The following is a 25,708-nucleotide window of genomic DNA, read 5'->3' as shown; positions in this document are numbered from 1 at the left end:
GATATGTTTATTGCAAATATTGCGCTACTACGGAATATAGATTCTCATCCAAGTCCGGAGTCATTTGGTGCAAGGGATTTGATTGCATCGAACCTGTTTCCGTTACCCTACTGGTAATTTTGGGAAAATAGGTTTGTTCCGGATCTATCGGCACGACAAAACCAGCCGGTTCATCGCTTGCGAATAAGCGTTGGAATTCCGGGTCTTGCTCGAAATTAGCATCGAGTTTGATACAAGGCAGATTAAAGGCTTTAAATAAGGTTAGCCAATCCGGTAAACCCAATCCCGAGGACTGGTCGCAACCAATATAGGCACCATTAAAATAATTTCTTTGCGTCATGCGAATGGATGCATAGCCATTATCGTTAAAAATGAAAATTTTCAGATTTAACTTATTGACAGCAACCGTGCCCAACTCCTGTAAATTTTGGGCAAATCCACCATCGCCTTCGACTAGAACTGTACTGCGCTGCGGATAAGCGAAAGCCGCGCCTATTGCTCCGCTCAATCCGTACCCCATGGATGCCAAGCCCTTGTTGGTAACGATGTGTTGGCCGCGCTGTTGAGCGAAGGTTTGCATCATCACGGTAAAGGCACCGCCGCTACTGCAGGGAATGACGTTATCCGTATCTCGGCAGTGTACCGACAAACGGCTGACAAAATCGTAAGGCGACAAATAATTCTCTGCCGTGTTATTGATCGGCTCGATCAACGGCAATTGGGCTTTCACTTTTTGGCAAAAAGCCACCCATTCGGCATGATCGCCAAGGCTAGCTGCCGCCAATGCTTGTAACACTTGATTGGCATCGCCTTGCAAACCGCAATCGACGCGGGGATGGCCTTTGCTAAGCTCGGTAGGGTCGCATTCCACTTGCACTACTCTGCCGTTAGGTACGAACTCCTGCCAGTTAAACCCGGTTTGTTGCAGACCCAAACGGGTTCCCAGTGCGATCAGCAAATCGGCTTGTTGCATCAATAAATTGCTGTAACGTTGCCCCCAGGTATTGGGGCGGCCAAAATACAAGGGGTGATCCGCTGCCACTCTATCCGCGCCATTCCATGTGGTTGCCAAAGGAATACCCATGGGCTCCAAAGCATCGTATATCTTTTCTACCGTCTGTCTGGCAACACCCGCTCCAATCAATAAAAACGGCCGTTTTGCCGTGCGAACATCGTCGATTAGGCGTTGGATTTCGGCTGAATGTATAGGTGGGATAGATTGCTTTGCGGCTGGAACAAATTCGCATATTGGATCGCTTACGTCGACCGGTGCACCTTGAATATCCAACGGAATTTCAAGAAACACCGGACCTTTGCGGCCTGTAACCCCGGCGTCGATAATCCGATTAAATGCCTCACAGGAAATCAAGCTATCCATCAGCACTGATTTTGAGGTGATCGGCTTGACAATATCGACACCATCAATCTCTTGAATGCCGCGCTGGCGTACTTGTTGCCGACAAAGATCGGCGGTCTTTACTTGCCCACCTATCACCAATAATTCCCGGCTCTCCAAATAGGCACCCGCCACTGCGGTGACAATATTGGTTAAGCCGGGACCGGCGGTTACCAAAGCAAAGGCTTTGCCATCGGTACTTATTTCATTGAAATATTCCGCTGCAATACCGGCTGCCACCTCATGCACCACGCTAACGCACTTGAAATGACGATTCACGCTGGCGAGAATGTGCATGATATTGCCGCCCGCCACGTAAAAGCAGTGGGTATATCCTCTTTCTTTTAACCAATCGGCCAATAGATCGCTATATTTTATGGTCTTGTTTTGCATTGCTTGTTTGCCAGCTTATTGACGGATACCAAAAAAGATTTCTATTTTTTCGGCAACGAATTCCAGCATCTCTGTGGTCAAGGCTGGATAAATACCGATCCAAAAAGTTTGCCGCATAATTCTGTCGGTTACATCCAGCGAGCCGGATATTCGGTATTGTCTGCCTTTCATATAGGGCTGACGGGTCAAGTTTCCGGCAAACAGCAAGCGGGAGCCGATTTTGTATTTATCCAGATATTTCAACAATTCCACGCGCTCGTGACCTGAGTCTTCCTTCAGCGTGATAGGAAACCCAAACCAAGAGGGATCCGATCCCGGTGTCGCTTCCGGCAGAATTAAATATTGCTCGCAAGTAGCCAAGCGTTGCTTCAGGAATTTAAAATTACGTTTTCTGATTTCAATCAATTCCGGCGCACGCTCTAACTGCGCTAAGCCACAGGCCGCCTGCATATCGGTAATTTTTAAGTTATAACCCAAGTGCGAATAGGTGTATTTGTGGTCGTAGCCAGCCGGCAAATCGCCTAACTGCCAACCGAAGCGCTTTTTACAGGTATTATCAACACCGGGGGCGCAGTAACAATCCCTTCCCCAATCCCGAAACGACTCGATGATAGTTTTCAGACGGCGACTGCTGGTAAATACCGCGCCACCCTCGCCCATGGTGATGTGGTGAGCAGGGTAAAAACTGAGTGTACCAATATCGCCGAAGGTACCGACATTACGGCCCTTGTAGGTTGTGCCTAAGGCATCACAGCAATCTTCTATCAGCCAGAGATTGTATTTTTTTGCGATTTCGACGACTTTATCCAGGTCAAACGGATTGCCCAGCGTGTGGGCAATCATAATTGCTTTGGTTTTAGGCGTGATGGCAGCCTCGATTTTACTGGGATCGATGTTGTAGGTAGGAATTTCCACATCGACAAATACCGGAACAAGGTCGTAAAGCAGAATGGGATTAACCGTTGTGGGAAAACCGGCCGCTACGGAAATGACTTCATCGCCTTTCTGTAAGGCACGATCACCCAGTTTTTCGGATGTCAAACAGGCAAAAGCCAGCAAATTCGCAGAGGAACCGGAATTGACCGTCAACGCGCTGCTAACCCCGATAAACTCTGCCAATTGCTTTTCAAACTGGTCGTTAAATCGTCCGGTAGTCAACCAACCGTCCAGCGAGGCTTCGACCATATAACTAAGTTCTTTAGCGCCGAGAATTTTACCCGAAGGCGGCACTACGGACTGTTCCGGAACGAAAGCTTTTTCGGCATAACGTTCGGCGGCGTATTGTTCAACCAAATCCAAAATCTGCGCTTTTAATGTATTTTCTGTCACTGTCTTATCTTTGTGTTCAATAAAATTAATGTTGATCAGCCGTCAAAAACTGCTCTAACTGCTCCACGCAGACTTGCCGCATATCCTTGCCTTGTTGATAGGCCAGGTTCCAGTCGACAATCATCGCCAACGCTTGGGCCAGAGTCCAACGCGGTACCCAACCCAGAAGGGTCTTGGCTTTGGAGCAATCAAGCTTCAAATAGTGCGCTTCATGCGGCTGCTCACTACCATCGATTTGCCAACTTGCGCCATTGCCCCATAAATCTGCCAGTTTTTCCAATATCCACGATACGGGTTGCGCATCTGCTTCGCCAGGCCCGAAATTCCAGCCCTCCGCATATCGGCCGCCTTGTTTATACAGTTGTTCTGCCAGCAGGACATAGCCGGTAACCGGCTCCAGTACATGCTGCCAAGGCCTGATGGCCGTAGGGTTACGAATCGTCACAGCCTCCCCTGCCATGAAAGCCCTCATAATATCGGGGATTAAACGATCTTGAGCCCAATCCCCGCCGCCGATCACATTACCGGCACGCACCGACGCCACCGCCACACCGTGCTCAGCGTAGCGTTCGCTGGGAAAAAAGGAATTACGATAGCTGGCAGTCACCAACTCTGAGCAGCCTTTGCTGTTGCTGTAAGGATCGAAGCCGCCCATCGGCTCGTTTTCACGGTAGCCCCACAACCATTCCTTGTTTTCATAGCATTTGTCGCTGGTGACTATCACGACTGACTTTACCGACGCAGTGTGCCTGACCGCCTCCAGTAAATTAACCGTACCCATCACATTGGTGGCATAGGTTTCCACCGGCTGTTGATAGGAATAACGAACAAGCGGTTGCGCGGCCAAATGAAACACAATCTCAGGTTGAAAACTTTGCATTTCCGCCATCACGCTGGCTAAATCACGAATATCGCCTTCAACGTGCTGCAGTACAGAAGCCACATCAGCCACTTGGAATAAACTGGGCGCAGTAGGCGCCGGTAACGCATACCCTTTGATCTCTGCACCTAACCGGTGCAGATATAACGCCAACCAACCGCCTTTAAATCCGGTGTGCCCGGTTATAAAAACCCTTTTGCCTCGCCAAAAATCGCTATGTTCTACCATATTTTCCACGGTGCTTTTTGCTGTTGCCAAAGCTGTTCCAAATGCTGTTTATCTCTTAATGTGTCCATGGGTTGCCAGAAGCCTTTGTGGAAATAAGCGTGCAGCTGATTGCTGTTCGCCAAGCGCTCCATCGGTTCTTTTTCCCATAGCGTTTCGTCGCTATCGATTAAATCGAACACTGCCGGTGACAATACAAAAAAACCGCCGTTGATCCAAGCACCATCACCCTGCGGTTTCTCCTGAAAACTCTTGATGCGACTACCCTCCAATTCCAAGGCCCCAAACCGGCCCGGCGGTTGCACGGCGGTCACTGTTGCGGCGTTATTGTGGGAACGATGAAAATTGATCAGCGCATTAATATCGACATCGCCGACCCCATCCCCGTAAGTAAAACAGAATGTTTGATCGCCGACATAATCGCGAACTCTTTTTAAGCGACCACCCGTCATGGTTAACTCGCCGGTGTCAACCAAGGTCACCTTCCATGGCTCTGCATATTTTTGATGCACCTGCATCTCGTTATGCTCCATATCGAAGGTCACATCCGACATATGTAAAAAGTAATTCGCAAAATACTCCTTAATAATATAGCCTTTATAACCCAAACATATTATAAATTCGTTAATTCCATAATGAGAATATAACTTCATTATATGCCATAAAATAGGCCTGCCGCCTATTTCAATCATCGGCTTAGGCTTCACCGAGGTTTCTTCATTAATACGAGTGCCCAATCCACCCGCAAGAATAACCAACTTCATTAATATTTCCTCTTGGTTATAGACATAATCATCTACCCACTACATGTATTCAAATTACGAATATACTCGGCAGTTTCTAAAATCTGTCGATCCAGACCTGTTACGGGAAATTCGAACCCCTTTATAATGTCTTTAATAGGCTGCTCGTTTCCCAAATAGCTATCGGGTTCCCCATTTATCATATTCGGACGTTCAACTGTTAAGTCAGCAGCATTAAGGAGCTTGCATACTTTTTCAGCTAACTCACCCACTTCCACCGTTTCATCACCCACGGTGTCGAAACAGACGATGTTTTCGAAACGTTCCGAAAACATCAGGCGAATACAGATCAGCAGTAAATCCAGTATGTAAATATAAGACCGAAACACGGGCTTATTTGCCCGAATTAACACATTTCCTCGGGCTACGACATTCGCAATAATCGAGGACAAGGCATAAGCATTTAGCTTATTGATATATGGCCCGCTTAGATTAAATATTCTCGGGATAAGAAGTTTTATATCAGCTTTACGGCATATCTCTTGAAAGCGCAACTCATCTTCATATTTTAATCTACCATACAGATTTGCAGATTCATCTCTATTACTATCGTTTAAATAATCGTAGACTGCTCCGGACGACGACAATAGCACAGCTTTTACCTGTGATTGTTCCAATACCTGTGTCACCAAGCCCTGAATAACTTTATTCAAGCGAATATATTCATCGTCTGAATATCCGCCAACCTTATCCTTGGTTAAAAACGCAAAGTGAAACAAATAGAGAGTATGTTGCGTATGCCGATGGGTGATTTCCGCCAAAGGTCTAACAGATACCGTACGGCCATCAGCCAATACTATCTGCTGTTCGCGCGATCCATAGCCTGATACCCGCTGGTTAAATTCATCGCCGTACAAAGCGGAGAACAATTCCAGAGTTGCCCGACCTAACCAGCCGCTGGCACCGGTCACAGCAATATGGCTTTGTTTACTAAATAGGTGATCTAATATAAATGAATAATCAGCGCCAAACGCTTTTTCGAAATCAAAAGCCATTATTTGTAGCTCTGACTAATGACTGAACTAATCGCAGACTTCAAATTGATTATATTTGCCTCGGTTTTATCGATAAATAACCGTTCTAACGCTCCGGAACCATTCACACTGATAATAATAAAATGACTGGTGGAATGCTTTTTATCGGATATAAAACACTCAAAGACTTTTTCCACATCAATTCGCTGGATAATTTCCTTCAGCATCGGAATTTCATCCAATAAGCCAATGACATAATCTTTCAACTGTTGAGTATCCGCCGGAATGTGCTCCAGGCCACCGCTCACTTGGGCATAGTTAATAGCAATCAGCATGCCTAACCCAACCGCTATGCCATGGCTCACTTCAAAATTGGAAGCACCTTCCAAAGCATGCCCGAAGGTATGACCAAAATTCAGTAATAAACGCTCGGCCTTATCAAATTCATCAATTTCGATAAACCATTTTTTTGCTTTTAAACTTAATTCAATGACGTCCGCATACCCTTCTACATTCATATCCATTTGCGGATTTAACCGCATATACTCAGAAAAACACGAACTTCCTTTGGCATAGCAAATCTTCACGGCCTCGCACAATCCGGCGATTTTCTGTTCTGAGTTGAGGGTTTTTACTAAATTCGGATCAATTATAATGGTTTCCGGGGGATGGAAGTTTCCAACCAGATTTTTATAACGTCCAACATTGATAGATGATTTACCCCCAATACAAGAATCCACCATACCCAATAGAGTGGTGGGAATATAATCCCATTTGATACCGCGCATATAAATCGATGCACAAAAGGTGGCTATATCCTGCAGGCTACCGCCACCGACGGCCGTCAATTTAGCTTGCCTTGTTAAGGCTAAATCTCGCATTTTTACGATTATCTCGGGTACGGATGTCAAACTCTTGGTTTCTTCATTCGCCGGCACCGCAATAACCTTGGCATTCCCGGAAAAAGCCGTTTCAAAAAAGTTATCGCATAACACGGCGCTATTCTCATCTTGCCGTTGTACTTCGGCAAAAGCACCGTTTTCTATTACCACGCGATAATTTGCAATACTGGATTGAATATCAAACGATACGGACATGACTAAACCCTAAGTCTGCACTAATAAATTGACCTGTTATACCGGTATTTTCCGGAGAACACAGAAAATAAACCATATTGGTCACATCCTCCAATGTGGCTAGTCGGTTAAACTTCGTCGCATCGATTATCTTTTTCAGCTGTTCCGGCGCAAGATTTTGATGAGTCATTGGCGTATCCAATGCCCCCGGCAAAACCGCATTAATTAAATAGCCGTCACGGGCAAGATCGGTTGCAGCAGAAAGCACTAATCCATGCAACGCGGATTTAGTCATGCAATACGATAACTTGTCCTGTCTGGCGATATTTTGCCATATTGAACTAATCACGGCTAAACGCGCATTTTCGGCTAATATATTTTCATTTAATAAAATATTTAATGCTTTGACAATAAACAAGCAATTAGCTTTATATAGTTCAATATTTTTATCTGTATCAACATTATAAACACTATCGTTACAATTCATCCCTTGCGCCCAACACACGGCATTGAATTGGCCTGCTGCTTTAAGCGCGGATAAATTCAAATTGTCATCGAATGGGTCAAATAAAATATGCTCAGGAAGCGCGCTTTGCTTTCTGGACGCTATAACGACCTGCCATCCCTTGGTATCGAATAATTGGCAAACATGTGCACCTATTGTACCGGTACCGCCGAAGACCAGAATTTTTTGCATTGCTTCGACCGAATTAATTGCTGTCTCTTAATACGTTCCAACGTCCCTCAAGCATCGCTATTCGAGACAGATCTTCCTTGGCAATAATGTCGTAATAATCGCGTTTATTCTGTAACCAAAGTAACTCAAAATGCACAGCGTTTAACAAGCCCTTTTCAATATCCGGCTTGTCTAACGAATGACCGGAAAATATGACTTTTCTGGTTTCAAATCGGGTAAGGTGAACCTGATTAATTTCTTTTAATGCGGGTAATGCATCAATGGAAACACCGCCGCCCACTACAAAATCCAAACCTTTTTCTTTACACTCTTTGGCAGTGGCAATGCAACATTCCGTTACTTGCGGCTGATTAATGGCATCTCTCGAATAACCTCGTGACAAGGAAAAATCTACACGGCCAAACACCATGCCATCGACACCGTTATCTTGCCTGGCTTGATCGGCCAAGCTTTGCACGACTTGAAACGCTTGTTCGGTTTCAATATTGAATAAAAAATCAGTATCTTGCTGCTCGTCTTCCGTGAATACTTTGTTCTTCGCGTCTATATACTTAGACAGCGCGTAAGTGCTTTCAATCATCGGCGCGATGATATGATCCACACCAATTAACTTACTCTCTAATAAATCCCGCATTGCTTCGCAACCGCCAATCTTCAAACCCACTTTCAGGTCAGCTCTGCGCACTATCTCAATCAGCCTCAACAGCTCGTCCGTTCTAGTACCTTCCGCTTCAAACTCGGCTTTAATGCCTTCGTATCCATACTCCTGCTTTCCCTTCTTTAAAAGGTCGAGCATTGAGCGTTCTCTTTTATTCATATAACTTCCTCTTTTATTGAAATCAAACCAAGCGGCAGCGATAAACTGCATGCTGCAGTGCCAGCCCGGCGGATATAAACATGTTAAATGTTAGGCTAACAGGCATCCTTGAACGTTGCGCCCAGCAAATCCTTGCTCGAAAGTTGCGGCACGCCCTCAAATGGCCAGGCGATTTTCAAATCTGCATCATTCCAGGTAATGCAACGCTCATATTCGGGCGCATAATAATCAGTGGTTTTATATAAAAACTCGGCTGTTTCGGACAGCGTTAAAAAGCCATGCGCAAATCCCTCTGGTATCCACATTTGCTGTCGATTTTCCACAGAAAGTATCTCGCCGACCCACTTTCCGAATGTAGGGGAATTCTTACGAATATCCACCGCCACATCGAACACCTCTCCCTGGACCACCCTCACCAACTTGCCTTGCGCCTTAGGCGGCAATTGGTAATGTAATCCGCGCAATACTCCTTTTTGAGATTTGGAGTGGTTGTCTTGAACAAAATTGACACTTAATCCTGTCAGCTCCTGAAAAACTTTTTGGTTGAAGCTTTCAAAGAAAAAACCACGTTCGTCACCGAATACTTTTGGTGAAAATAAAACGACATCGGGTATAGCAAGTCTAGTTGCTTGCATTAAAACACCTGCTTATTCAATAGGCCCAGTAAATACTGGCCGTAGCCATTTTTCGCCAATGGTTTGGCCAATTTTTCGATTTGCTCATCGCCAACCCAGCCGCTACGCCAGGCGATTTCCTCCGGACAGGCGATTTTCAAACCCTGCCGGGTTTCGATGGTTTCGATGAAATTGCTGGCCTCGATCAAACTGGCATGAGTACCCGTATCCAACCAGGCATAGCCGCGACCCATGATTTCGACGCTAAGCTGATTTAGGTCCAGATACATTTTATTGACGTCGGTAATCTCCAACTCGCCGCGCGGCGACGGCTGTAAATTGGCGGCTATATCGACGACTTGATTGTCGTAAAAGTACAAACCGGTAACTGCATAATTACTTTTTGGCTGCGTCGGTTTTTCCTCTAGCGAAGTTGCCCTACCCTGAGCATCAAAGCTGACGACACCGTAGCGCTCCGGGTCATTGACATGATAGGCAAAAACCGTTGCCCCTGAGGATTGATCGGTCGCGCGTTCCAATTGAACGTGTAAATCGTGGCCGTAAAAAATGTTGTCACCCAATACCAATGCACTGGGTTGCGCGCCGACAAAATCCCTACCGATGATAAAAGCTTGCGCCAACCCGTCGGGACTGGGTTGTACGGCATATTGCAGATTAATCCCCCAATCGCTGCCGTCACCCAATAAATGCTGAAACAAAGGGGTGTCTTGCGGCGTGGAAATGATCAGAATATCGCGAATTCCGGCCAGCATTAGCGTGCTGAGCGGGTAATAAATCATCGGCTTGTCGTAAATCGGCAGCAATTGTTTGGAAACCGCTTTGGTTACCGGATACAGCCGGGTGCCGGATCCTCCGGCCAGGATGATGCCTTTGCGCTGGTTCATAGTCACTTCCCGTAGAGTTCAGACAAAATTCGCTCGACACCCTTTTGCCAAGCCGGCAGTTGTAAATCAAACACGCTTTGCAACTTTTCAGTATTCATACGTGAGTTTAATGGCCGCTGCGCCGGCGTTTGGTAAGCGCTGGTTGGAATTGCCGTAACCGATTGTTTGTCGGTTTTCAGCGCCAGTCCGGCTTGACGGGCATAATCAAGCACCAAATGTGCGTAGTCGTACCAACTGGTTTCGCCGCTAGCGGTTAAATGGTAAACACCAGCCACTTCAGGTGTTTTCAAGGCATGACGAATAGCGTGGGCACTCACATCCGCCAGCAATTCGGCGCCGGTTGGCGTACCGATTTGATCGTTAATCACCGACAGCTGTTGTCGTTCTTGCGCCAGGCGCAACATAGTTTTGGCAAAGTTATTACCTCTGGCTGCATAAACCCAACTGGTCCGAAAAATCAAATGCCGGCAATCGCTGGCTTGAATGGCTCGTTCCCCAGCCAATTTACTTTGCCCATAGACATTCAACGGCCCAACCTGATCATCTTCCCGCCAGGGTTTATCACCGCTGCCGTCGAATACGTAATCCGTCGAATAGTGCAGCAACCAGGCATCGATACGTTTGGCTTCTGCCGCCAAAACTCCCGGCACCACCGCATTGATCGTATTCGCCAAGTCGCTTTCAGACTCGGCCTTATCCACTGCGGTATAGGCAGCAGCATTGACGATGACATCGGGACGCAGCGCGCGAACCGTTTCGGCAATCCCGCTTGGATTACTTAAATCGCCGCAATAATGTTGGTCGAATCTGTCAAGCGCAAGCAATTCGCCCAAAGGCGCCAAGCTGCGTTGCAACTCCCAACCCAGCTGGCCATTTTTACCGAACAATAAAACTTTCATTCACTCAACCATGCAAAGCATTGATCACGCAGTGCGCCCTGCATAGTTTTTATCGAGCCAGGACTGGTAGTCACCGGACAACACATTGCTAACCCAGGCTTGGTTATCCAAATACCACTGCACGGTTTTGCGAATGCCGGTCTCAAAGGTTTCCGCCGGTTTCCAGCCTAGCTCCCGTTCCAGCTTGCCGGCATTGATGGCATAACGTCTGTCGTGCCCAGGCCGGTCGGTGACATAGGTAATCTGTTCGGCATAGGATTTGCCGTCGCTACGCGGTTGCAGCTCATCCAGAATACTGCATAGCGTGTTGACTACATCCAGATTGGCTTTTTCGTTCCAACCGCCGACGTTATAAACCTCGCCAAGCTTGCCGGCTTCCAGCACCCGGCGAATCGCGCTGCAATGATCCTTCACAAACAGCCAATCGCGAATCTGTTGACCGTCGCCGTATATCGGCAAAGCTTTGCCGGACAAGGCGTTTTGAATGCACAGCGGGATGAGTTTTTCCGGAAAATGATAAGGACCGTAATTGTTGGAGCAATTGGTAGTCAATACAGGCAAACCGTAAGTATGGTGATAAGCACGCACCAAATGGTCGCTGGCGGCTTTACTGGCTGAATAAGGACTATTGGGTTGATACTGGTGGGTTTCAGCGAACGGCGCATCGGTCATTTCCAAAGAACCGTACACCTCGTCGGTAGACACGTGCAGTAAACGAAAAGCCTGCTTGGCCGGCTGTTCCAAGTTGTTCCAGTATTGCCGTACCGCTTCCAACAAACGGAAACTGCCGACGATATTGGTTTGAATAAAATCTTCCGGTCCGTGGATGGAACGATCAACATGGGATTCGGCAGCAAAATTGATCACGGCCCGAATCCGGTACTTTTGCAGTAAACTCAGCAGCAAATCGTAATCCGCAATGTCACCTTGAACAAATACATGCCTGTCATCGTCATGTAGCGAAGCCAAATTCTGTAAGTTACCCGCATAGGTCAATTTATCCAAATTGACGAGCAATTCGTCGCTTTGCGCCAACCAATCCAATACAAAATTGCTGCCGATAAACCCGGCCCCACCGGTGACTAAAATACTCATTTTTAAAGTTTTCTTATTTTTTCTAACCGTCTGCCCGACGAGAAACGCTATTATTATCGGGGCCATTGTACCTTAGTACCATCCTTCAGTGTCTAATGATTCTGCAATCCTTAAGGCAAAAAAAGTTTGAACCTCGCCCCACCCAAACGACTTTCGTTGTCGATCCGCACAAATCCGTTTTTCCCGGCATTTTTATGCAGGCCGGCCATTACCGACACAAAATACAAACCCAGGCCGGTATTTCCCGACACCCAGTCCAATTCGGCCGTATCGTTTAAGTCCGCGGTTAAAAAATGAGGCGGATAACCCGCACCGTCGTCTTCGATGGCGATGGTTAGATAGCCGTCCTCCTCAGTCACGGCAATCAAAACGGTTTTGTGGGTATAGCGCAAAGCATTATTCAAGACAGCTGCCAGCGCATTGCTGATGATGGCGTTATCGCAGTAGCACATCTCGTCATCGCCACAATCCACTTGTAGATCAATGTTGTGCAATCCAGCCAAGCGCGCCTGTTGATGAATCGCTTCATCGAGAATATCGGTTACCGGGCATTCTTCAATATGCAAACTAAATTTTTGCGAATCGACCTTATACATCACCAACAATTGCATCAGACTGTGATTAATCCGAGCCGCCTCGAATTCCAACTGATTTAACTCAGCGGATGGTCCGTCTTGTTTGGCAGCAGTTTGCCTAACCAGCTCCAGCAAGGTACCCAATGAGTTTTTTATATCGTGAACGGTTGACGCGAGAATAGTCGGAAACAAATCGTTGTTTTTAGGATGGGTTTGCATGGTTTTAAGCCTTGACCGCTTGAGACTGCCGCAATTTTGCATACTCCATTTGTAATATCCCCAGCTTATGTGGATCAACGCCAATTTGCTTGGCTTTAATAAATAAAGCTCTGATGCGCTGATTTTTTTCTTCGCAAAACTCATTAACCTTCAAATCATGAATCATGATCTTCAACATATTCACGATGATGGTTTTATTATCCGGCATAGTCAGAATGGCCTGTTCGAACAAATCCAATGCTTCGGAAAACTTACCCTGTTTATAAAGCGCCACCCCTTTGTTGTTAGTCGCAATCAAAGCCTGCTTGGTTTTTTGAATCAGAATTTCCGAGTGATTATCCATGCCAATGCCGCTTTGCATGCGGCGCAAATCGTTCAAAAATTGTTCGTCGTCGATATGTGCATGAATCAGATCGTAAAGTATTTCTTCGGCTTTATCGTGTTCATCGCTGAGGAAGCAGGTTTTCACTACTTCCAACTGCAAGTCCCTGGGCGCTTTATTACCCAAGCGGCTGCATATATCCACCGCTTTTAGCAACGCTTTCTGCGACAACTCGTCGTTACCCAGCGTTTTATACACATCCGCCTCCACAGTCGAGGCGCGTAATTCCGCCTCGGGATGATTGGCATATTCTTTGCGCATTTCCTCCAGCGTTTTTAATGCCTCGTCCGCGGCATTGGTTTTGGCATAAAGCTTGGCCAATCCGGCAAAATCACTGCAGGAACGATGCACGGAATGCTTGCCCAGCTTCACCACCGACTTATAGGCCTTCTCGGCGGTTTCAAGATTGCCGTTCCGGTCCGCCGCTTCGGCCAGTTTTTTTTGCCTGAGTATCGATTGCGGCGACAATTGCAAAGCCTGCTGCAACACACTTTCGACGTCGCTGTACTGATCCAATGCTTCGTAGGCCTTGCCCAGCCAGTCGTAACACTCCATCAACATCGGATTATCAGCCACCAGGCTCTGAAAACCGGCAATCGCTTGTTCGATGTTATTGTTTTGAAAATCGATCACGCCCAAACCTAAGCGCGCCCAAGGTAGTTCTCTATGCTCCAGAACTTCATGATATATCTGCCTGGCCTTATCGAAATCGCCGGCGGAAATCGCCAGCTCGGCTCGCATTTTCAGCAAATGCAAATGCATTTTCTTGTCCCCGGACAGCAATAGTGCATCGCATAACTGAATGGCTTTAGACAAATCGCCAGCGGCTAACGCCTTGTCGACACTGGCCATAAATTCCTTGCGGGCAAAATTCCGTGTCAGCCGACTCATTAGTTGCTGCGCGTTAAAGGGCTTGGTCAGATATTCATCGGGCTTGCTGTCCATAACCCCCAACACGGCACTGGTAGTCTGCTCGGCGCTGATCAATACAAACACGCAGCGATAATCGATTAAATTCCGGTGTCTGGCTTCCTCCAGCACCTGCTGCCCGTTCTTACCCACACCCAGGTTGTAATCGCACAACACAATATCGAAACTGCTTTTGCTCATGGCATTGATCGCGGCTATGCCATTATCAGCTTCGACAACAGTGACGGCTTGCAAGCTATAAAGCATGTCGCGCATCGCTTTCCGAAACACGGGATTGTCCTCGACAATCAGGATACTTTTGCCGGCTAAACTAAAACTCATGGCAGAAAGGCTAATAAAACGCTCAAGAAATCGGCTCCATAAAATCCACGTAGCGGGCGGACTTGAAAAATAAAATTATCATCCCCAACTCGCCCGAGTCCACTTTACAACCAAATGAGTATAGACATGACTGTTGAAGCAAACAAACAAACCCTTGGTTTTCAAACCGAAGTAAAACATTTGCTGCACTTGATGATTCACTCCTTGTATAGCAACAAGGAAATCTTTTTGCGCGAGCTGATCTCCAACGGTTCCGACGCTGCCGATAAGCTGCGTTTCGAAGCCTTGGCCAACGACAGCCTCTACGAAGGCGACAGCGAATTGAAAATCCGCGTCGATTTCGACGAAGCCAAAAAGACCATCACCATCACCGATAACGGCATCGGTATGACCCGCGAAGAAGTGCAGGACCACATCGGCACCATCGCCAAATCCGGCACCAAAGCCTTCTTCGAAAGGCTGACCGGCGACCAAGCCAAAGACAGCGAACTGATCGGGCAATTCGGCGTGGGCTTTTATTCATCGTTCATCGTTGCCGACAAAGTCACCTTGACCACCCGCAAAGCCGGCGCGCCAGCCAGTGACGGTGTGCGTTGGGAATCCGATGGCCTGGGCGAGTACAGCATCGAATCGGTCGACAAAGCCGGCCGCGGCACCGAAATCGTCTTGCATTTAAAAGAAGGCGAAGACGAATTTTTAAGCGCCTGGAAACTGCGTTCGATCATCAAAAAATACTCCGACCACATCTCCCTGCCCATCATCATGAGCAAGGAAATCCCGGCAGAGAAAGACGAGGAAGGTAACGAAACCGCGCCAGCCCGCGTCGAAGACGAAACCGTCAACAGCGCCTCGGCACTATGGACCAAGTCTAAAGACGACATTACCGAAGAACAGTACAACGAGTTTTACAAACACGTCGGCCACGACTTCCAAGATCCATTGGCTCACGTCCACAGCAAGGTGGAAGGCACCAACGAATACACCTTGCTGCTGTACGTACCGGGCCGCGCGCCGTTCGATTTGTGGGACCGCGACGCCAAACACGGCGTCAAGCTGTACATCAAAAAAGTGTTTATCACCGACGACGCCGAGCAATTGATGCCGCGCTATCTGCGCTTCATTCGCGGCGTGATCGACACCGACAGCCTGCCGCTGAACGTCTCACGGGAAATTCTGCAACAAAGCAAACAAATCAACACCATCAAAGGCGGTGCGGTTAAAAAGGTCTTGGGATTGTTGGAAGACCTGGCCGAAAACGACGCCGAGAAATATCAAAAATTCTGGGAGCAATTCGGTAACGTCATCAAGGAAGGCCCGATTGAAGACCACAAAAACAAAGACCGCGTTGCCGGCCTGTTGCGCTTCTCTTCGACCCACACTGACGACAAAACCCAAAACGTGTCGTTGGCCGACTACGTCAGCCGGATGAAGGAAGGCCAGGAGAAAATCTACTTCATCACCGCCGACAACTTCGCCGCCGCCAAAAGCAGCCCGCACCTGGAAGTGTTCCGCAAAAAAGGCATCGAAGTATTATTGCTGACTGACCGTATCGACGAATGGCTGGTGTCCAGCCTGACCGAATTCGACGGCAAGCACATGCAATCCATTGCCAAAGGCGAGCTGGATCTGGACAAATTCGATACCGAAGAAGAGAAAAAACACCAGGAAGAAGTCAGCAAGGACTTCGAATCGGTGGTTAAGCAACTCAAAGAAGTACTGACCGACAAAGTCAGCGAGGTCAAAATCAGCCACCGCCTGACCGACTCCCCTGCCTGCCTAGTGACCGGCGCTTACGACATGAGCCTGCACATGGAGCGGATCATGAAGGAAGCCGGCCAAGCCGGCGGCATGTTCGGCATGGGCGGCAACAGCAAACCGATCTTCGAAATCAACCCGGACCACGCCATCGTCCAAGCCCTGAAAAACGAGCAAGACGACGCGCGGTTCGCCGACATCAGCCATATATTGTTCGACCAGGCCATCCTCAGCGAAGGCGGCCAGTTGGACGACCCGGCCGCGTTTGTGCATAAGTTGAATGGGTTGTTGCAGGGGTTGTTGAAATAACCTGTTTTGAATTGGAAAAGGCCGGGAAACCGGCCTTTTTTGTGGTTGCCGCACTAATGTCGCCCTGCATGGCCGTTAGTTCCTGGTTATATTAAATCCTTAAATACTTGTTACCCCCTAGGAGATTCAATGGCAGACCTACTCTCAATATATTGCCCGCACTGCCACAGGCATACATCCTTGACGCCTGCTCCGGTAAAATACAAAGCAAATTACTCTGAATACACCACTGGAGCTTTTTGGGAAAAAGGGTACCAAGAGACTTGGTGGATTGGTGTTTGCAATGCTTGTAATATGCCAGTTTTGGTGCTCAATAAGGGGGCCAGAGTTTACCCAGCCCCATTACCAAAGCCATCAGAGCAAGATATTCCTGAAGAAATCCGTACTGACTTAGATGAGGCTAAGGTCTGTTTTAGTGCGGGCGCATATCGTGCGGCAGCCGTAATGGCTAGGCGTACCATGCAGATTGCAGCTACTGACAAAGGAGCGACTAGCGACAAATTGGTTACACAAATTCATGAGCTAAAACAGGCTGGAAAAATTACCGCCGATTTGAAAGATTGGGCGGATGCGGTGAGGTGGATTGGAAATGATGCAGCCCATCCAACTGGCAGCCCTGTTACCCAAAATGATGCAGAAGACGTTCTACACCTTGCAGAACAATTTCTTCACGTACTCTATGTTGCTCCAGCACTTGCTGCTGGAATAAGGAAACGCTTAGGCAAATCGTAATGGCTGCTAATCCATCATTCAAGTCCCGTAGGGTACGCACCGCGTACCTTCTGGCTTTTACACCGGGAATAGCCCTCGTTCGGTACGCGGTGCGTACCCTACCTTGAATTGCCGATGGGTTTAAACCGGTCCACAATTCGTAATATGGGTTTCTGCAAACGGGGTTTGCGATGGCGAATTATCGGCGCTGTTATGTACCGGGCGGCTCTTACTTCTTTACCGTGGTAACGGAACGGCGGGCGCCGATTTTGGCAAACGATGCGGCGCGCGATTTACTGCGCTCGGCCATTCGCGCTTGCCAACAACAATGGCCGTTTGCGGTTGATGCACTGGTATTGTTGCCGGATCACCTACACGCGATTTGGGCACTGCCACCTGGCGATGCCGATTATTCCAAACGCTGGGGCTTTATCAAAAAACATTTCACCCAACATTGGTTGGCGGCGAACGGCGCTGAACAATCAATATCTTCATCAAAACAACACCAACGGCGGCGCGGTGTCTGGCAACGCCGCTTCTGGGAACATGTGTTACGCGACGAACGCGACTACGCAAAACATCTGGATTACCTGCATTACAATCCGGTTAAACACGGTCTGGTGACCACGGTGGCTAATTGGCCTTATTCGTCGTTCCATCGTTTCGTAAACGAGGGGCTTTATCCTGCGCAATGGGGCTCGGATATGGCCGGAAAATTTGATACGTTCGATGGTGGTGAATAAACCCAAAGGTACGCGGTGCGTACCCTACTTTGCTTAACGATAGATTCCGTAGCAAGTAGCCTCGATGCAATCGAGGTTTCGAAGGCCATTTTCCTCGTTCCCACGCGCCGCGCTCATCGTTATACACAAGTCTCCCAACGACTAAACTACCAGGAGGCATGAGGCATGAGGCATGAGGCATATAGATGATGGAGAACAGCGATGAGCAATTGGGCCGAAGAAGAAGTACAAACCGCTGATTTGGAAGATCGGCGCCTGAATAAACGATTGGCACTGTTACTGGAGCGATTAGGCGAACATCCCCAGCTCAGCATCCCGGCGGCCTGTGGCGGCTGGAAGGAGACGATGGGCGCTTACCGGTTTTTCGACAATGATAAGGCGACTTTCAAAAAGATACTGGCGCCGCATCGAGATGCCACGGTCGAACGGATGAAGAGCAGCCCGGTCGTATTGCTGGCGCAGGACACGACGGAGTACGACGAAAACATTTGTTTGGGGCCAAAAGGTCTCGGTACTTTGAAAGAGATGGCGAAACATGCGCGCCGACTACATCCGACCATCGCCTTTACGCCGTCGCGGATTTGCTTGGGTGTCGTCAAGGCAGCGTATTGGGCGCGTGACGGCGCCAGCCCGCGACAAGCGCGGCGGCACAAAGGCGTGGACGAAAAAGAAAGTCGGCACTGGCTCGAAAGCTATCAGGATAGCTGTGCCTTACAGGCGCAAATGCCGGACAGTTTATTGGTCAATCTCGCCGACCGCGAGGGCGACATTTACGAATGGTTTGTCGAATACCAAGACTATGCGCCGACTGCTCGCGCTGAATGGATTGTTCGGGCGACGCAGAACCGAGACCTTCTGGTCGAGCCGGAAAATGCGGCGAAATGGCTATGGTCGGCCCTGGATCAAGCGCCGGTCATGGGTTATACCGAGGTTAATGTCAAGTCGCGGCCGAACCGTGCAGCGCGACTGGCGCATATCACGGTACGCGCCGCCACGGTGCCCCTCAAGCCGCCAACGCGTATTGGGTATCGACTGCCGGCATTGAGCATCAACGCGGTGCTGGCGCGCGAAGAGACGCCGCCAGCCGGCAAGGAACCCTTGGAATGGCTCCTGCTGACCAGTTTGCCTGTGGCGAGTTTCGAGCAAGCGACTACGGTGGTGGCGTGGTATGGCGTGCGCTGGTGTATCGAAGTGTACTTCCATGTATTGAAGAGCGGTTGCCAGATCAAGCGGCTACATCTGGAATCGGAAGAACGGCTACTACCTTGTTTGGCGCTCTATATGGTTATTGCCTGGCGGGTGTTATTCAGCCTGATGCTCGCGCGCGCAGCGCCGGACATGGATTGCGAGATTATTTTCGATCCGCAGGAGTGGCGAGCGGCTTATATCGTCGTCAAGCGCTGTCCACCACCGCTCACGCCACCGCGCCTCGGTGAGGTAATCCGACTGATTGCAAGCTTAGGCGGTTATTTTGCCCGCAAACACGATGGTCCAGGGTGCCAAGGCCATGTGGATCGGCTTACAGCGCTTGCGCGATTTTGTCATCGCCCTCAATGCTCAACAGGATCTCGCAATGAGATGTGTATAACGATGAGCGCGCTGCGTGGGAACCAAAATGTTCCGCGCTGCGGCACAAATGCACCGCAGCGCGGTACATCTGAGTTCCCACGTGACACGTGGGAACTAGAGCAATTTAGCCTACTTAACGATAAATTCCGGAGTGGAGTCTCTCCCGTATGCCGCGCCGAGCACCAGAGCTTTCGTTGGGATCAGCCCGAAGGGGTGCGGCATGGATGCCGCACGTTGACGAAGAGGCAGGAAGCCCCTTTCGTCACCCCCCGGCGAAAGCTTCGGCGCGCAGGACCAAAGCGGGATCCGGGTGGCTTTTCTTTTGGTGACTTTTCTTTGGCCAAACAAAGAAAAGTTACTCGGCCGTCGGGCCGAGACCCAACATCCAAACCATCCGTCGCGCCAGCGACACAAATCACACAAGGCTACCGAATAAAAACACAATCCCCTATAATCGAACTTACTCAATATTAACCACCCCAACCATGCCAAGCCCCTTCCAGCGTATCGGTATCATCGGCAAATGCGGCGATCCCGGTATTGCCGTGACGCTGAACGAACTTTTCCGTTACCTAAAAACCCGCGGTCACGACATTGTCGTAGACAGCCAAAGTGCGGAGTTGATAACCGGCGCAGATATAAACGGCGTGCATATCGAGCGCCTGCCGGAATTGTGCGACTTGATTATCGCCGTCGGCGGCGACGGCACCTTTCTGGCCGCAGCCCGCGCCGCCGCTGATTTTGAAACGCCACTGCTGGGCGTTAACCTCGGCAGGCTGGGTTTTTTAGTGGATATTTCGCCGGAGCAGTTGTCCAGCCGCCTGGATAAAATTTTGGCGGGGGAGTTCAAGAGCGAGCAGCGCCAGTTGCTCAGCACCCATATCATCCGCGATCACGAAATCATCCACCAGCAAACGGCCGTCAATGAGGTGGTGGTACACCGCTGGGTGACGCCGAGCATGATCGAGATTGTCACCAGCATCGACGGCGTGTATCTGAATACCCAGCGCTCGGACGGCCTGATCGTCGCCACGCCGACCGGCTCTACCGCTTACTCGCTATCGGCGGGCGGCCCGATTCTGCATCCCGCTTTGAACGCGCTGGTGTTGGTGCCGTTGAACCCGCATACCTTGTCTAATCGGCCCATCGTCATCGACGACAACGTGGTCATCGAGATCCGTTTCAGCCAGACCAAACAGATCAATGCCCTAGTAACTTGCGACCACATGGAGATTCCGGACGTGCGGATCAACGACAAAATCGTCATCAAAAAAGCCGCCAAACCGATTAAAATTTTGCATCCTGCGGATCACGATTTTTTTCATACCCTAAGAAGCAAACTCAACTGGAGCGGCTACCCCGCCTAAGGCTATGCTGTTAAACCTGAATATTATCGACCTAGCCGTCGTCGACGCGCTGGACCTTGATCTGGATCCCGGCATGTCGGTGCTAACCGGCGAAACCGGCGCCGGCAAATCGATTTTGCTGACCGCCTTGGGCCTGGCCTTGGGCGACCGCGCCGATTCTGGGTACGTGCGGCCGGGCAGCAAACGCGCCGAAGTGAATATCGAATTCGATTTAGGCAAGGCGCCGCTGGTCAAGCAATGGCTGATCGATAACGAATTGGACGATGAAGGCCAGTGCATGATTCGCCGCACCATCAGCGACGACGGCCGTTCCAAGGCTTACATCAACAACCGGCCGGTCAATCTGCAAACCCTGCAAGGCCTGAGTCGGCAATTGGTGGAAATCCACGGCCAACACGCCCATTTGACCTTGCTGGACAGCGAGGAACAACGCCGGCTACTGGACGGCTTCGCCGGCAATCGAGCCTTGCTGGACGATCTGAATTCCTGTTACCAAAACTGGAAGCAAGCACATAAGCAACTGCAGCAATTGTTAAAAGCCGGCAGCGACCAAGCCGAGCGCGAGGAATTGCTACGTTATCAACTGGAAGAATTGCAGCAATTGGATTTGGAAAATTTCGATTACCAAGCCCTCGCAGACGAACATCACAAGTTGGCCAACCTTGGCAAAATCCTCGGTGTCGGCCAACAGCAACTGGATATTTTGTACGACAACGATCAGCAATCGGTGGCCGACATGCTGGGCCATGTGATTCATGCCATCAACGAACTGGCCCAATATGCCGGCGAGTTGAACGGTGTTGCCGAGTTATTGAGCGATGCGGAAATCCAGATCGGCGAAGCCACCCAGCAATTGCGCCGTTTCCTGGAAAACCAGGAGGCCGATCCGCAACAACTGACTTGGCTGGAAAACCAGATCGGCGTGATTCAATCGCTGAGCCGCAAGCATAAAATCCAGCCGGAAGAATTGCCGGAATTGGCCGCGCGCTTTGCCACAGAACTGGATAACCTCAGCCACAGCAGCGAACGTATCGAAAGCCTGAATGCCGATTGCGAGCGGCTATTAAGCCAGTACCGCAAATTGGCCGGCGAATTGTCCGCCAGTCGCCGCCAAGCGGGCGCGGAGTTGCAGCAACGCATTTCCTACGCCATCAAGGAATTGGGCATGCCGCACGGCGAGTTCCTCGTCAATCTCCGCACGCCGGAAGACGCAGAACCGCAACGCAACGGTGTGGACAGCATCGAGTTTTTAGTGAGCACCAACCCCGGTTTGCCGGCCAAGCCGCTAGCCAAAGTAGCATCCGGCGGCGAGTTATCGCGGATTAGTTTGGCGATCCAGGTCACCACCAGCACCGATAAAACCACGCCAACGATGATTTTCGATGAAGTCGATTCCGGCATCGGCGGCGGCATCGCCGAGATCGTCGGCCAAAAACTCAGGCGTTTGAGCCTCAACCGCCAGGTATTGTGCGTCACTCACTTACCGCAAGTCGCGTCGCAAGCGCATCAGCATTTATTTGTCGCCAAGAATCAAAAAGCGGCGGTGACATCGTCCACGGTTCACCGCCTCAGCGACGACGAGCGCGTGCATGAAGTCGCGCGCATGCTGGGCGGCGTGACCATTACCGAAAACACCTTGGCGCATGCGCGGGAGATGCTGGTATCGGGCGGCTTGGCGTCCGATTAACGGCCCCTCACTTCCACGACAAACTCAACACCCCCACCATCACCAACGCCGCCCCGCCTATCTGCGCGGGCGTCAATTCTTCACCCAACACATAACTGGCCATAAACAAGGTTGCCACCGGCCCCAGCGAGCCGATCAACGAAGTGTGACTGGAACCTATCATCTTGATCGCTGCCGACAGCATGAACACCGGCAGCACCGTCGAGAAAATCGCCATCAGCAAGCTCAATTGATATACCCGCATCGGCAGCAGCAAAGCCTGCGGCGGATGGGTGAGTAAAAATTGCAGCAGCGTCGCCGCGCAAGCCACCAGCATCGCGTAAGCGGTAAAACGGGAAGCACCGATGCGGACCACCGTTTCGCCGGTGCCGATCAGATAAGCCGAGTAAGTCAAGGTGCTGGCAAACACGAAGCCGGCTCCCAGCAACAGATGTTCAGACTGAATATTGATTTCGTCGAAAAACACCACGCCGATGCCGGCGTAACTGAGCACTAGCGCCACGACTTCCTTGCGGCCGAACGGTTTGCCCAACAGCAACGCCGACAGCACGACGACCAGGGTCGGATACAGAAACAGAATCAAGCGCTCCAGGCCGGCGGAGATGTATTGCAAGCCGACAAAATCAAACAAACTGGACAGGTAGTAACCCAGAAAGCCCAATATCAAGAGAGCCAGATAATCTCGCCGGTTTAATGGCCTCAGATCCTTCTGGCCGGCATGCCGCCACGCAACGATTAAAAAAAACGGCGCGGAAAACAGCATGCGTAAGGCCAATAGCGTCACTGCATCCACCGGCTGGTAATACGCCAGTTTGACCAAAATGGCTTTGCCGGAAAAACCGATAGCCGCCAGGGTGGCCAGGGCAAAGCCGAATAAACGGTTGCGGTTGAATGCTGCGGTGGATTTAGTCGTCGCCATTAGGCCTCCTGAGTGATGCGGGCCTTAGGCGAGTGTCGAAGCAACTGCGGTAAGACCCGCGGTTGCTTGATTGTTTAGAAAAACGCAAACACCACGGCGGTAGGCGATGCCCACAGCCATAGGTGTCTGTTTTTTGTATTGATAGGATTACTCATGCACGAACTATATAAGCACGCTGATACCGGTGTCAATCGCAGCTGAACAAGACTATCGCTTAAACTGACTCACCAACTCATTCAATTGCGCGGCCAATTTCACCAATTCGTTACTAGCGGCATTGGTTTGCGCGGCATCCTGCGCGGTGCGTTCGGTCAGTTGGCCGATATTGGCAATACTTTGCCCCACGTGCTGCGCAACGCGGCTTTGATTATCGGCCGCTTGCGACATCCGCGCGTTCAACTCGCGGATCTGCGTCACCCGTTCGGCAATCGCACTTAGACCCTGGTCGGCGCTTTGCACTTGTTCACGGCGCTGCTCGGCGCTGTTTTTGGCATTGTTCATCACCGTCACCGCGTCTTTGGCTTCGCGTTGCAATTGATCGATGATGCTTTGAATTTCTTCGGTGGCCTTATGCGAACGTGTAGCCAAGGTGCGGACTTCATCGGCCACCACCGCAAACCCGCGCCCCTGCTCGCCGGCTCTGGCGGCTTCGATGGCGGCATTCAAGGCCAACAGATTGGTTTGCTCGGCCAGGCCTTTGATCACATCCAACACCGCGCCGACACCGTTACTTTTTTGATCCAGGCGTTTGATCACTTCGGCGGCACGGTCGATTTCATTCACCAGCTCATTGATGCCGTTGATGGCATTTTTAGTGGTCGCCGCGCCTTGCGCGGCTTCCTGGTCCGCTTCCACGGAGGCTTGCGCCGCGCCGGTCGCCCCGCCGCGCACGTCCTGCACAGAATTTTCCAGTTCGTGTATCGCTTGAATCACCGTCTCGGTTTCGCTACGTTGTTGCGTGGCCGCTTGTGAGGTTTGCCGGGCCACACCGGATATTTGGTTGGTTGCGGACGCCAATTGCTGGCTGACCGAAGACACCTGCCCCAAGCTACCGGCAAAATTTGCCAACATGGTATTAAACGACTCGCTGACCTGGCCGATTTCGTCGCCGGAATCAATTTGCAACCTTTGGCGTAAATCCGACTGTCCGGCGATAGCGTTAACCGTGTCGCGCATGGTCACTAGTGGATTGACTACAATTTTGCGCATCAACATGTTGACCAGCAACAGGCCGCCGGCGAACATCACCAAGGAAATGGCCGAAGCAATCACCAAATCGCGATTAATCTGCGCATCGAGACTCGCCAACGAAAAACTCACCCGCACCGCCCCCAACACCGTCCCCTCGCTCACCGTATGACAAGTCAGACAATTCGTGCCGCGAAAATTGGCGCTAGCCTTGATCGGCTCCAACACGGTGATCAGACGTCCGTTTTTGTCATTACCCGGTTGAATGATGCTTTCACCCGTCAGCGCGCGATCGTCCAGATTATCAAGGGGTCTTTGCTCGGTTTTGCCTGGACCGTAAAAATCGGTAATCTGCTTGCCGCGAATTAAGCGCACTTCCGTGACATTGCCATGCGAAAGGGCTTTTTCGCGCAATACTTCACCCTGCGCCATCGCGCCGGTCAGCATTAGCGTATTCACGCCGTCGAAGTAGCTGTTGGCAATATCCCGAGCTTTATCGGTCGCCAGCGTTTGTATCATGTCTTTTTGCCTTTCCGCCATGAACAGTGTGCTGACAAACATCAGCAACAAAAATACACTGGCGATACTTAGCAATATTTTGGATTGGATTGTGGAGTTCTTGTTCATGAGATGAGCCAATGTATTGGAGTGTGTGGTGATACACCTTGGGTTGTCGGCAGCTTCTGGAAAATCTATATGTAATCCTAAACTGACCCTTGTAATCCATGCATCAAGCATAGAACAAATCCCTACCGCACGAGCCATATATAGCAATCCACCCGACAAGCGGTTATCCTGAATAGTGACGCCGCTCACGAATACGACTACTTTTGCCACTTGACGCTTAACCCAGAGCCTTGCCCGCGTCACGCAGAAGACCCGGCCGTAACCTGAAAAGCTTGCTTGATAACCCCAATAACCCGCCGTTTG

General features: G+C 50.1%; 21 protein-coding genes and 1 pseudogene. 6 read left to right on the top strand and 16 right to left on the bottom strand.

Annotated features, from left to right (window positions below):
• Window positions 1-7: 7 nt before the first annotated feature.
• The 14 genes from ACMXD4_RS08685 to ACMXD4_RS08620 form a co-directional block, all read right to left on the bottom strand.
• On the bottom strand, window positions 8-1,789 hold the full coding sequence (locus tag ACMXD4_RS08685; RefSeq protein ID WP_415880498.1) for a thiamine pyrophosphate-binding protein: 1,782 nt from the start codon (window positions 1,787-1,789) through the stop codon (window positions 8-10).
• Window positions 1,790-1,804: 15 nt separating this feature from the next.
• Window positions 1,805-3,118: a lipopolysaccharide biosynthesis protein RfbH gene (gene rfbH, locus ACMXD4_RS08680; protein WP_033155238.1), complete on the bottom strand. Its 1,314-nt coding sequence runs from the start codon at window positions 3,116-3,118 to the stop codon at window positions 1,805-1,807.
• 25 nt (window positions 3,119-3,143) lie between these two features.
• On the bottom strand, window positions 3,144-4,256 hold the full coding sequence (gene rfbG / locus ACMXD4_RS08675; RefSeq protein WP_415880497.1) for a CDP-glucose 4,6-dehydratase: 1,113 nt from the start codon (window positions 4,254-4,256) through the stop codon (window positions 3,144-3,146).
• Window positions 4,220-4,987 (bottom strand): glucose-1-phosphate cytidylyltransferase, encoded by a 768-nt coding sequence (gene rfbF / locus ACMXD4_RS08670; RefSeq protein WP_415880496.1) that lies wholly within the window; start codon window positions 4,985-4,987, stop codon window positions 4,220-4,222. The genes rfbG and rfbF overlap by 37 nt, the downstream gene beginning before the upstream one ends.
• A gap of 32 nt (window positions 4,988-5,019) precedes the next feature.
• Window positions 5,020-6,021, bottom strand: a complete 1,002-nt coding sequence (locus ACMXD4_RS08665) for an NAD-dependent epimerase/dehydratase family protein (protein ID WP_415880495.1) — start codon at window positions 6,019-6,021, stop codon at window positions 5,020-5,022.
• Complete coding sequence (locus ACMXD4_RS08660) at window positions 6,021-7,097, bottom strand: 3-dehydroquinate synthase family protein (protein ID WP_033155242.1); 1,077 nt, start codon at window positions 7,095-7,097, stop codon at window positions 6,021-6,023. The genes ACMXD4_RS08665 and ACMXD4_RS08660 overlap by 1 nt, the downstream gene beginning before the upstream one ends.
• Window positions 7,081-7,773 carry an SDR family oxidoreductase gene (locus tag ACMXD4_RS08655; protein WP_033155243.1) on the bottom strand — a complete coding sequence of 231 codons (693 nt, stop codon included), beginning with the start codon at window positions 7,771-7,773 and terminating at the stop codon, window positions 7,081-7,083. The genes ACMXD4_RS08660 and ACMXD4_RS08655 overlap by 17 nt, the downstream gene beginning before the upstream one ends.
• 13 nt (window positions 7,774-7,786) lie before the next feature.
• Window positions 7,787-8,641 (bottom strand): aldolase/citrate lyase family protein, encoded by an 855-nt coding sequence (locus tag ACMXD4_RS08650; RefSeq protein WP_225892867.1) that lies wholly within the window; start codon window positions 8,639-8,641, stop codon window positions 7,787-7,789.
• 44 nt (window positions 8,642-8,685) lie between these two features.
• Window positions 8,686-9,225, bottom strand: a complete 540-nt coding sequence (gene rfbC / locus ACMXD4_RS08645) for a dTDP-4-dehydrorhamnose 3,5-epimerase (RefSeq protein ID WP_033155244.1) — start codon at window positions 9,223-9,225, stop codon at window positions 8,686-8,688.
• Entirely contained in the window at window positions 9,225-10,109 is an 885-nt protein-coding gene (gene rfbA, locus ACMXD4_RS08640) for a glucose-1-phosphate thymidylyltransferase RfbA (protein WP_033155245.1), read from the bottom strand. The genes rfbC and rfbA overlap by 1 nt, the downstream gene beginning before the upstream one ends.
• A 2-nt stretch (window positions 10,110-10,111) precedes the next feature.
• A complete protein-coding gene (rfbD, locus tag ACMXD4_RS08635; protein WP_415880494.1) occupies window positions 10,112-11,008 on the bottom strand; it encodes a dTDP-4-dehydrorhamnose reductase in 897 nt (298 codons plus the stop codon).
• 24 nt (window positions 11,009-11,032) lie between these two features.
• Window positions 11,033-12,103 (bottom strand): dTDP-glucose 4,6-dehydratase, encoded by a 1,071-nt coding sequence (gene rfbB, locus ACMXD4_RS08630; RefSeq protein WP_415880493.1) that lies wholly within the window; start codon window positions 12,101-12,103, stop codon window positions 11,033-11,035.
• A gap of 110 nt (window positions 12,104-12,213) precedes the next feature.
• Window positions 12,214-12,897: a sensor histidine kinase gene (locus tag ACMXD4_RS08625; protein WP_101055358.1), complete on the bottom strand. Its 684-nt coding sequence runs from the start codon at window positions 12,895-12,897 to the stop codon at window positions 12,214-12,216.
• Window positions 12,898-12,901: 4 nt separating this feature from the next.
• Complete coding sequence (locus ACMXD4_RS08620) at window positions 12,902-14,530, bottom strand: tetratricopeptide repeat-containing response regulator (protein WP_171695825.1); 1,629 nt, start codon at window positions 14,528-14,530, stop codon at window positions 12,902-12,904.
• A gap of 126 nt (window positions 14,531-14,656) precedes the next feature.
• Between ACMXD4_RS08620 and htpG the strand changes: the two genes are divergently transcribed.
• The 6 genes and pseudogenes from htpG (at window position 14,657) to recN (ending at window position 22,671) form a co-directional block, all read left to right on the top strand.
• Complete coding sequence (htpG, locus tag ACMXD4_RS08615; RefSeq protein ID WP_415880492.1) at window positions 14,657-16,594, top strand: molecular chaperone HtpG; 1,938 nt, start codon at window positions 14,657-14,659, stop codon at window positions 16,592-16,594.
• Window positions 16,595-16,723: 129 nt separating this feature from the next.
• A complete protein-coding gene (locus ACMXD4_RS08610) occupies window positions 16,724-17,326 on the top strand; it encodes a DUF4145 domain-containing protein (protein ID WP_415880491.1) in 603 nt (200 codons plus the stop codon).
• A gap of 170 nt (window positions 17,327-17,496) precedes the next feature.
• Window positions 17,497-18,048 carry an REP-associated tyrosine transposase gene (locus tag ACMXD4_RS08605; protein ID WP_415880490.1) on the top strand — a complete coding sequence of 184 codons (552 nt, stop codon included), beginning with the start codon at window positions 17,497-17,499 and terminating at the stop codon, window positions 18,046-18,048.
• 201 nt (window positions 18,049-18,249) lie between these two features.
• Window positions 18,250-19,636, top strand: a pseudogene (locus ACMXD4_RS08600) (IS4 family transposase).
• 466 nt (window positions 19,637-20,102) lie between these two features.
• On the top strand, window positions 20,103-20,984 hold the full coding sequence (locus tag ACMXD4_RS08595; RefSeq protein WP_415880489.1) for an NAD(+) kinase: 882 nt from the start codon (window positions 20,103-20,105) through the stop codon (window positions 20,982-20,984).
• A gap of 4 nt (window positions 20,985-20,988) precedes the next feature.
• Window positions 20,989-22,671 carry a DNA repair protein RecN gene (gene recN, locus ACMXD4_RS08590; RefSeq protein WP_415880488.1) on the top strand — a complete coding sequence of 561 codons (1,683 nt, stop codon included), beginning with the start codon at window positions 20,989-20,991 and terminating at the stop codon, window positions 22,669-22,671.
• Window positions 22,672-22,678: 7 nt separating this feature from the next.
• Here recN and ACMXD4_RS08585 read toward each other — a convergent pair whose 3' ends face one another.
• Both ACMXD4_RS08585 and ACMXD4_RS08580 read right to left on the bottom strand, forming a co-directional pair.
• On the bottom strand, window positions 22,679-23,590 hold the full coding sequence (locus ACMXD4_RS08585) for a DMT family transporter (RefSeq protein ID WP_101055344.1): 912 nt from the start codon (window positions 23,588-23,590) through the stop codon (window positions 22,679-22,681).
• Between the two features lie 207 nt (window positions 23,591-23,797).
• On the bottom strand, window positions 23,798-25,405 hold the full coding sequence (locus tag ACMXD4_RS08580) for a methyl-accepting chemotaxis protein (protein WP_171695830.1): 1,608 nt from the start codon (window positions 25,403-25,405) through the stop codon (window positions 23,798-23,800).
• Between the last annotated feature and the right edge of the window lie 303 nt (window positions 25,406-25,708).

The sequence above is a fragment of the Methylomonas sp. TEB genome (assembly GCF_047777895.1).
In the GTDB taxonomy this organism is placed as follows: domain Bacteria; phylum Pseudomonadota; class Gammaproteobacteria; order Methylococcales; family Methylomonadaceae; genus Methylomonas.
This window is presented reverse-complemented; position numbering and strand designations above follow the sequence as displayed.

Coding starts and splice junctions, on each gene's coding strand:
- rfbB (WP_415880493.1), bottom strand. CDS start 12,103: ATGAGTATTTTAGTCACCGGTGGGGCCGGGTTTATCGGCAGCAATTTT.
- rfbC (WP_033155244.1), bottom strand. CDS start 9,225: ATGCAAGCAACTAGACTTGCTATACCCGATGTCGTTTTATTTTCACCA.
- ACMXD4_RS08605 (WP_415880490.1), top strand. CDS start 17,497: ATGGCGAATTATCGGCGCTGTTATGTACCGGGCGGCTCTTACTTCTTT.
- ACMXD4_RS08650 (WP_225892867.1), bottom strand. CDS start 8,641: ATGCAGTTTATCGCTGCCGCTTGGTTTGATTTCAATAAAAGAGGAAGT.
- rfbA (WP_033155245.1), bottom strand. CDS start 10,109: ATGAACCAGCGCAAAGGCATCATCCTGGCCGGAGGATCCGGCACCCGG.
- rfbF (WP_415880496.1), bottom strand. CDS start 4,987: ATGAAGTTGGTTATTCTTGCGGGTGGATTGGGCACTCGTATTAATGAA.
- htpG (WP_415880492.1), top strand. CDS start 14,657: ATGACTGTTGAAGCAAACAAACAAACCCTTGGTTTTCAAACCGAAGTA.
- ACMXD4_RS08660 (WP_033155242.1), bottom strand. CDS start 7,097: ATGTCCGTATCGTTTGATATTCAATCCAGTATTGCAAATTATCGCGTG.
- ACMXD4_RS08595 (WP_415880489.1), top strand. CDS start 20,103: ATGCCAAGCCCCTTCCAGCGTATCGGTATCATCGGCAAATGCGGCGAT.
- ACMXD4_RS08620 (WP_171695825.1), bottom strand. CDS start 14,530: ATGAGTTTTAGTTTAGCCGGCAAAAGTATCCTGATTGTCGAGGACAAT.
- recN (WP_415880488.1), top strand. CDS start 20,989: ATGCTGTTAAACCTGAATATTATCGACCTAGCCGTCGTCGACGCGCTG.
- ACMXD4_RS08665 (WP_415880495.1), bottom strand. CDS start 6,021: ATGGCTTTTGATTTCGAAAAAGCGTTTGGCGCTGATTATTCATTTATA.
- ACMXD4_RS08685 (WP_415880498.1), bottom strand. CDS start 1,789: ATGCAAAACAAGACCATAAAATATAGCGATCTATTGGCCGATTGGTTA.
- ACMXD4_RS08580 (WP_171695830.1), bottom strand. CDS start 25,405: ATGAACAAGAACTCCACAATCCAATCCAAAATATTGCTAAGTATCGCC.
- ACMXD4_RS08625 (WP_101055358.1), bottom strand. CDS start 12,897: ATGCAAACCCATCCTAAAAACAACGATTTGTTTCCGACTATTCTCGCG.
- ACMXD4_RS08610 (WP_415880491.1), top strand. CDS start 16,724: ATGGCAGACCTACTCTCAATATATTGCCCGCACTGCCACAGGCATACA.
- rfbD (WP_415880494.1), bottom strand. CDS start 11,008: ATGAAAGTTTTATTGTTCGGTAAAAATGGCCAGCTGGGTTGGGAGTTG.
- ACMXD4_RS08585 (WP_101055344.1), bottom strand. CDS start 23,590: ATGGCGACGACTAAATCCACCGCAGCATTCAACCGCAACCGTTTATTC.
- ACMXD4_RS08655 (WP_033155243.1), bottom strand. CDS start 7,773: ATGCAAAAAATTCTGGTCTTCGGCGGTACCGGTACAATAGGTGCACAT.